Source organism: Chryseobacterium potabilaquae (genome assembly GCF_902728265.1).
Classification (GTDB): Bacteria; Bacteroidota; Bacteroidia; order Flavobacteriales; family Weeksellaceae; genus Chryseobacterium; species Chryseobacterium potabilaquae.
Genome location: NZ_CACVBR010000020.1, coordinates 64,695 through 72,595, shown reverse-complemented (window position 1 = coordinate 72,595; position 7,901 = coordinate 64,695). Strand labels below are relative to the sequence as shown.

Below are 7,901 nucleotides of genomic sequence, written 5' to 3'. Positions count from 1 at the left end.
CAGTAATGAAATCAGTGTATCTCGCTTTAAAAGAAGCTACTAAAAAATGGACCATGCCTATTCGAAATTGGGGTATTGTTCTCAACCAATTTATGCTTATTTTTGAAAAAAGGCTCAGATTATAAAATCCAAGCCTAACTTTTTAACTTACACACTTTACGAGATAGTGTCTATATTTAAAAGTTCCGTTAAGAACTGTATTTACTAAAGCATTTTTAGATTATTTACTTCTAATTCTGTAAGGATTCTCCAATGTCCTCTTTTAATATTCTTTTTAGTCAATCCTGCAAACATAACTCTATCTAAGGCTTCCACTTCATACCCTAATCTTTGGAAAATTCTTCTGATCACTCGATTCCATCCAATATGAATTTCCACTCCAATTTCGGTTTTTGGTTTACCTTCAATAAAAGATATTTGATCTACTTTAGCAACACCTTCCTCAAGACGAATACCTTCTGCTATAGTTTTCATATCTTCTATAGATAGTTTTCTATCCAGCGTAACATGATAAATTTTCTTTACATCAAATGATGGATGTGTAAGTTTTTTTGTCATATGCCCATCATTCGTTAGTAAAATAACTCCTGTTGTAGAACGATCTAGTCTTCCCACAGGAAAAACTCTATATGGAGAAGCATTAGCCACAAGATCCATTACTGTTTTTCTTGCCTTTTCATCTTTAGTCGTGGAAATATATCCTTTCGGTTTATTTAAAAGAACATATACAGGCTTTTCAGGAGTAATACTTTGTCCATCAAATATAACTCTATCTGTTTTCTGAACCTGGTATCCCATTTCAGTTACTACTTTACCATTGACTTCTACCAAGCCTTGGACAATCAAATCATCAGCTTCTCTCCTACTACAAATTCCTGAGTTCGCAATATATTTATTTAAACGAATGGTATCTTTGTGAAGATCTTTATCAATTTTATTAAGTCTTCTTTTTTGAACGAATGATTTTGTTTTATCCTCGTCTCTATCGTTTCTATTGAAAGATTTGTTTCCAAATTTTAAATTCCCTTTTTCATACTTCTCTCTACTATCAAAATTTCTACCACCTCTTTTTGAAGTTGATTTTCCAAAAGGCTTTCTTTCCTCACTTTTGTGGGTGATATAAGGCTTTTTATCAGATTTTGAACTACGATCTTCATCGTTATCATGATTTCCCTCATTTTTCTTAAAAGGAGTTTTTGAAAACTTAGAATTAGATCCTTTATGTTCAAGGTTTCTTTCTCCAGCTTTAGGGAATGATTTTTTAAAAGATTTTGATCCTGAAGAATTTCCAGGTCTGGAAGCACGAGAATCATCAGAATTTTTTCTTGTTGAAGTTCTTGGTCTTTTGGGTCTTTCTGAATTATTATTATCTCTGCTCATTCTAAAATATTTCTGCAAAGATACTAATTTAGTTACGAGTTAAAAATTAAGAATCATAACTTTGCAGTATAGTTTTACTTTTAACTTTACACAAATTATAAAAATGATAACAATATTAAATGATAACTTTTCTCAGCTCAATGATTTTTTACATCAAAAATCATTCAGTAAAATATTTATTTTAGTGGATGAAAATACCCACGAATATTGCCTTCCCATCCTGTTAGGAAATATGGAAACAGATCTGGGCTTCGAGATTTTGGAGATTGAAGCAGGCGAAGAAATGAAAAATATTCAGACCACGAATCAACTTTGGGAAATATTGACGGAAATGCAAGCTGATAGAAAAGCCTTAATCATTAATTTAGGAGGAGGTGTCGTTACAGACATGGGGGGATTTGTAGCATCGACCTATAAAAGGGGGATTCAGTTTATTAATATTCCCACCACTCTATTATCTATGTGTGATGCTTCCATAGGAGGAAAAACGGGTATTGACCTTATGCATTATAAAAATATGGTCGGAACTTTTGCTTTTCCTGAACAAATTTTCATCTATCCAAAATTCTTAGAAACCCTTCCTTATAAAGAGCTTAGAAGCGGTTTTGCAGAAATGTTAAAACATGGTCTTATTGCCGATAAATCCCATTGGGAAAATCTTATTCAAATTCATAAACTAGACGTAGACGGAATTATTCCTCATATTAATGTCTCAATGAATATTAAAAGTAAAGTAGTAGAACAAGACTTTCATGAAAAAAATATTCGAAAAACACTAAATTTTGGACATACTATTGGTCATGCTATTGAAAGCCTATGCCTAGAACAAGGAAATCCTATTCTTCATGGAGAAGCTGTTGCCGCAGGAATGATTTGTGAAGCCCATCTTTCTTATCTTGAAAAACTCATATCTGAGGAAGACTCAAAAAATATTATTGAAAATATTCAAAGATATTATCCTTATTTAGACATTACCGATTTTAAAGATGAGGATATTTTTTCCTTATTACTCAATGATAAAAAAAATACAGATAATAAAGTAAATTTCTCTTTACTGTCCGCTATAGGTTCATGTGTATTTGATCATCATTGCCATCAAAAAAACATTCAAAAATCTTTATCTTTTTATAGAACCCTAAATAATATATAACTCTTTTATACATTTTTATCAACTATTTATATGCTGAAGATCATATCTCTACTTGTAAAATAAAATCATACTTTACATCCTATTTATGGACAAAAAAGCAAATTCCATAACTTTGATAGAGAAAAACTAAATAAAAAACGGCAAATCATTTATATTTTTCTATAATTTCGCCAAAAATACAAAGGTGATGAAAAATATATTTATTGCCCTCCTATTATTGGGGGTACATTTTCTGTCGGCTCAGGACAGTATTAGAAAATCCCCTGTCATATCTCCTACGACTAAATTTGGATTGGCACTCAGTGGTGGTGGGGCTAAAGGATTTGCACATCTAGGAATTCTTAAAATTATTGACTCATTAGGTATCAAAGTAGATTATATCACAGGTACTAGTATGGGAGGCATTCTGGGAGGATTATACGGTATGGGATATAGTGGAGAACAATTGAAGGATGTAGTGTATAAGACCAACTGGAAAAGAGTACTTAGCAACAAAATACCTTATAACAAAGTAAATATTAACGAAAAAGATGAGTACAATAAATACCTTATCGAGTTTCCCATTATTAAAGGAAAACCTTCCTTACCGGAATCTTATATAGAGGGCCAATATATGTCTGAAGTCCTTAATACGCTTACGTTCCCAGCAAAGCATATTAACGATTTTAGTAAACTTCCGATTCCCGTAGAATTGACATCATCAGATATTGTAGACGGAGGACTCATCATGCAGAAAAAGGGATCACTTCCTTTGGCTATTCGAGCAACTCTTGCTATTCCTGCAGCTTTTACACCTGTATATATAGACGGAAAATTATTAGTGGATGGAGGACTTGATCGAAACTTTCCTGTACAGGAAGTTAAAGATATGGGAGCTGATTATATTATAGGCGGATATACAGGCTTTAGACTCTTTACTAAAGAAGAGATTGAAAATCCTATGAAAATGATTTATCAGACACATGCTATCCGCTCTGTACAAGACTTTAATCAACAAAAGAAAATGTCTGACATATTGGTTGATTTTGTAACTCCACTGAATGATTACACAACTAAAGATTTTAAAAAATATAAAGAAATCATTAAAATCGGTGAAGAGGAAGCAAAAAAATCTTTACCAGAGTTTATACGTCTTGCAGAGGAGCAACGTAAACAGGGAATTATTTATGACCATAAACTTCTTGAAGAAGTAAAAAAGCCTACGGTAAAATTCACTTATAGCGAAGATAATGGTACTCCTATAAACAATACATCAGAAATAGAAAGTATTAAAAAACTAATGGATCTGGATGAAGGTTTATATTATGATGCTAAAACAGTAAACGAAGCAATTGACAGGGTATTCGGAATGAGAGAATATGAAAAAGTGTATTATACCTATACAGATACTCCGGAAGGTCTTATCATGAATATTTTTGTGAAAAGATCAAGACCAAGCAATATAAAACTTGCCTTACACTATGATAATGAACAGTCTGTAGGGATTATTCTCAACTATACCTACCGAAATTATGCCCAGAAAAAATTACGGGCACTTATGACATTAGATATATCAGAGCGCTTTAAAGCACGCGTTCACATACAGAAATTTCTTGATAATGAATACCGATGGTCTGTAAGTGGAGAGGGAAAAATATCCTTTCTAAAAAGTAATGACCTTTATTTGAAAAATCTTGATTTTGCTTTCGTTGATACGGATGATGATATTAATTTATTTTTATCATCTCATAATTATATTTATAGAGACATTAATGCGAATAGCGCAATCAACTATACCATAGATCCTAACAGTATGGCTTCCTTTGGTATTCAATTCAATGCAGAACATTTAAGCAGATCAAAAGATAAAACATTAATTACCTCAGAGCTTTTAGGTGGAAATATTTTTTCTCATACCAATTTTAATTTTTTCCTTCAATTCAAACAAAATAATCTTAACTCCCGATATTATGCAACTTCAGGAAATAATTTAAAAATAATAACAAAATATTATTTTGGAGATAAATACTCTTTAGGGTTAACTCCTCACGAATCTCAATTAGACTATTATTTTAATCCGGCTTACTATACTATTCCTAAAAATTTAGTTAGTCTTATTATTAATGAAAATTTTGTGTTCACTGTTAATAATAAATTATCAATTAAGGCCAATGCTTATTTAGGCACCCATTTTTCTACTACAAAAATTGATACAGAAAACAGTAGTCCTTACTTATTCATGAATCAGAAATATGACTTGGGAGGAAGTGAATATAATTTTGAGGGGACATATCCGGAATTCAATGGTTTCCGACAACGAGAACTTCCTACGAACTCAGTTGCTAAAACAGGGCTTGAATTACAATACAATATTTTCAACAAGTTTTATATTAGCCCTTCGTTACATTTTGCGACAATCAGCGATAATCTTTCTCCATTTAAAGAAAGTCATAATATTGTAGGCTATGGTGTTAATTTCGGGTATGAATCCTTATTAGGGCCTATTAATTTTAATGTATCGAAGAATAATTTTGATCCTATCGACGTATGGAGAGCCTATTTCAGTATCGGATTTAAATTTTAATGATGATATTTATAAATTTTATAGTTATAAAAATAAATTTAATAGAATCCATCTCACCACTGAGATGGATTTTTTAATTAAAGCATCGCAATACTTAACTACTCATCATATCCAACTGATTCCCAAATTCATATTATTTTTTTTTGAAGAATACAATTACATAATATATTTTAATTTATAAAAAATGTATTCACCTATAAATGAAATTTACCCTATCAAAATGCATATTTTATTTATTGACATTTATCATAAAATGCAGTTTTGGCAAGCAATTTGAAAGATATCTATCGTCAAATTGACAGTAGTAAAATTTAAAATTAGAAATAATAAAATTATGAAAAAATTAATTTTAGGATTATCAGTAACTATGAGTTCTTTAGCCTTTGCTCAAACAACTCCTACAAACACTCCATCTTCTAATCCAATCAGTTTTGGTATTAAGGGAGGAATGAATGTCTCTTCATTATCAAAAGATGCATCGGTAGACAGTCAAAAATCTAAGATTGGGTTTAATGCAGGTGTATTTGCTAATATCCCTTTAGCAAGCTCATTTAGTGTTCAACCAGAGGTTTTGTATAGCCAATACGGTGAAAAATCAAATTATAATGTATTAGGAAATAAAGTTTCTGCTTCTACAAAACTAGATTATATTGCAGTGCCTGTGATGTTCCAGTATAATGCACTTCCCAATTTATATGTAGAAGCCGGACCAGAATTTGGTTTCCTAGTAAGTGCTAAAAATAAGTATACGGTTGATGCAACAGGACAATCTACAACTACAGCCAATTTTAAAGATAATTTAAATACCTTTAATTTAGGTATTGGATTAGGTGCTGGATATTATTTTACACCAAATATTGGTCTTACTGCAAGATATGTCGCAGGTGTGACAGATATTATTAAAAATAATTCTGGAGATTCGGTCAGAAATAACCTATTTCAGGTCGGTTTGGCATATAAATTCTAAATTTTTAATATACACATTCATTTATATTTAACAACATTTTAAATATTGTAAGTCTGACACAAAATGTGTCAGACTTTTTTCATATCTGAGAATCAATCAAATAACTCAAAACTATTAAGTATATCATAACATTTTAGTTGAAATTTTAAAACATTCATTAAAAAAAAATTAAAAAAATTACAAAATGTTAAATTCGGCAAGAAATTTGCTGTTAGAGTTCTTGAATTGTTAAATAAATTAAACTATGAAAAAATTATTTTTAGGATTAGCGATTGCAGCTAGTTCCCTAACATTCGCACAAGAAAAATCTCAAGAAAAAATGAAATCTGCTTCTCCAATTGCATTTGGTGTAAAAGCAGGTTTAAATGTTTCTTCTATTTCTGCTGATGATACTAAAGGCAAAGCAGGTTTTTATGGTGGGGTATTTGCTAATATTCCTGTGGCTAGCTCTTTTAGTGTTCAACCTGAGGTTCTTTATAATGGAGCAGGTGCAAAAATAGAGGGAGTTTCTGATGTTAAGTTAAATCTTGATTACATTTCTGTACCTGTAATGTTCCAATATAATGCGCTTCCAAATCTATATTTAGAAGCTGGACCACAATTTAGCTTCTTGATTAACTCGAAACTAAAAATGAATGGAGGATCAGTGGATGTGAAAGACAATGTTAAAGGATTTGATTTTGGTATCGGTCTAGGAGCTGGTTATTATTTCACTCCAAATATTGGTCTTACTGCAAGATTTGTAGCTGGGGTAACTGACGTATCTAAAGAAATGGGTGGAATACAAGAAAAAGGTAAAAATAATGTATTCCAAATAGGATTAGCTTATAAGTTTAAATAATCCAATTTTGATTTCAATAAAAGAGTCAGGTTTATTAAATTAAGCCTGATTTTTTATTTTTAATTGTCTTTATACAGAAAGAGAACTATACTTTAAAAAAAGCACAAAACAAACCATATGTGAAAATATTTTAAATAAAATATAATTTAATAATTAATATTTTAAACACCTCCTATTTGTTCAAAATCCTTTACTAATCAATGATTCAAGCATTTGGCAAGCATTTTGTAAAATAATTATCGTCTGAAAACTATCAGGCAAAATTGAATAGTAAAATTTGAAAAACGAAATTATGAACAAGTTATTTTTAGGACTAGCCATTGCTGCCGGTTCATTATCATTTGCTCAAGAAACAGCAGTAACCACTCCTGCTCCAATGAATAAACAAAAACAACCTATTAGATTCGGTATTAAAGCAGGAGGAAATGCAAGTGCATTTAGTGAGCAGAAATTAAGCCTCAATAACCAAAAGTTAGGATTTCATGCAGGGGCATTCGTAAACATTCCGCTATCTGAAAAAATCAGTGTACAACCGGAAGTACTATATAATCAAATGGGGGCAAGAAATGTAATTTCTTCCACTGAGGTGACTATAGATAATACGACTATAAAAGGAATGAGTGATGAAAAGGCTTATTTAAATTATATTTCAGTTCCCTTAATGTTCCAATTTAGACCTATGAAAAGCTTTTATTTTGAAGCGGGTCCGGAATTCAGTTATTTTATTGATGGTAAAATCAAAGGAACAAATACTGTTACCACCACAACAGGAAATGTTATTACGACAACCAATCAATCTTACTCTGAAAGTATCGACAAGGATAATATCCATAAATTCAACTTTGGTTTAGGACTTGGTATTGGTGCAGATATTACAAACCATATTGGTATTAGTGCAAGATACGTTAATAGCTTAACTTACATTGCCAAAAACACACCGGAAGGTGTAAATCCTAATACTAATAGAGTTTTCCAATTAGGTTTAAACTATAAGTTTTAA

General features: G+C 31.0%; 6 protein-coding genes and 1 pseudogene. 6 read left to right on the top strand and 1 reads right to left on the bottom strand.

Going from position 1 to position 7,901, the window contains the following annotated elements; all coding sequences use genetic code 11:
• Nucleotides 1-125 (top strand): annotated as a pseudogene (locus CHRY9293_RS18715) (IS256 family transposase); the annotation flags it as partial.
• 79 nt (nucleotides 126-204) lie between these two features.
• Here the strand turns inward: CHRY9293_RS18715 and CHRY9293_RS11595 are convergent.
• The gene (locus tag CHRY9293_RS11595; RefSeq protein WP_228455519.1) at nucleotides 205-1,380 is read right to left on the bottom strand and encodes a pseudouridine synthase; all 1,176 of its coding nucleotides are present in this window, start codon (nucleotides 1,378-1,380) and stop codon (nucleotides 205-207) included.
• A 103-nt stretch (nucleotides 1,381-1,483) separates the two neighbouring features.
• On the opposite strand from CHRY9293_RS11595, the gene aroB reads away from it, so the two are divergent.
• From aroB to CHRY9293_RS11570, 5 genes are all read left to right on the top strand, one after another.
• Entirely contained in the window at nucleotides 1,484-2,530 is a 1,047-nt protein-coding gene (aroB, locus tag CHRY9293_RS11590; protein WP_162033125.1) for a 3-dehydroquinate synthase, read from the top strand.
• 187 nt (nucleotides 2,531-2,717) lie between these two features.
• A complete protein-coding gene (locus CHRY9293_RS11585; RefSeq protein ID WP_162033124.1) occupies nucleotides 2,718-5,093 on the top strand; it encodes a patatin-like phospholipase family protein in 2,376 nt (791 codons plus the stop codon).
• A gap of 334 nt (nucleotides 5,094-5,427) precedes the next feature.
• Entirely contained in the window at nucleotides 5,428-6,060 is a 633-nt protein-coding gene (locus CHRY9293_RS11580) for a porin family protein (protein ID WP_162033123.1), read from the top strand.
• Nucleotides 6,061-6,304: 244 nt separating this feature from the next.
• On the top strand, nucleotides 6,305-6,901 hold the full coding sequence (locus CHRY9293_RS11575) for a porin family protein (protein WP_162033122.1): 597 nt from the start codon (nucleotides 6,305-6,307) through the stop codon (nucleotides 6,899-6,901).
• 292 nt (nucleotides 6,902-7,193) lie between these two features.
• Nucleotides 7,194-7,901, top strand: coding sequence for a porin family protein (locus CHRY9293_RS11570; protein WP_162033121.1), 708 nt, complete (start codon nucleotides 7,194-7,196; stop codon nucleotides 7,899-7,901).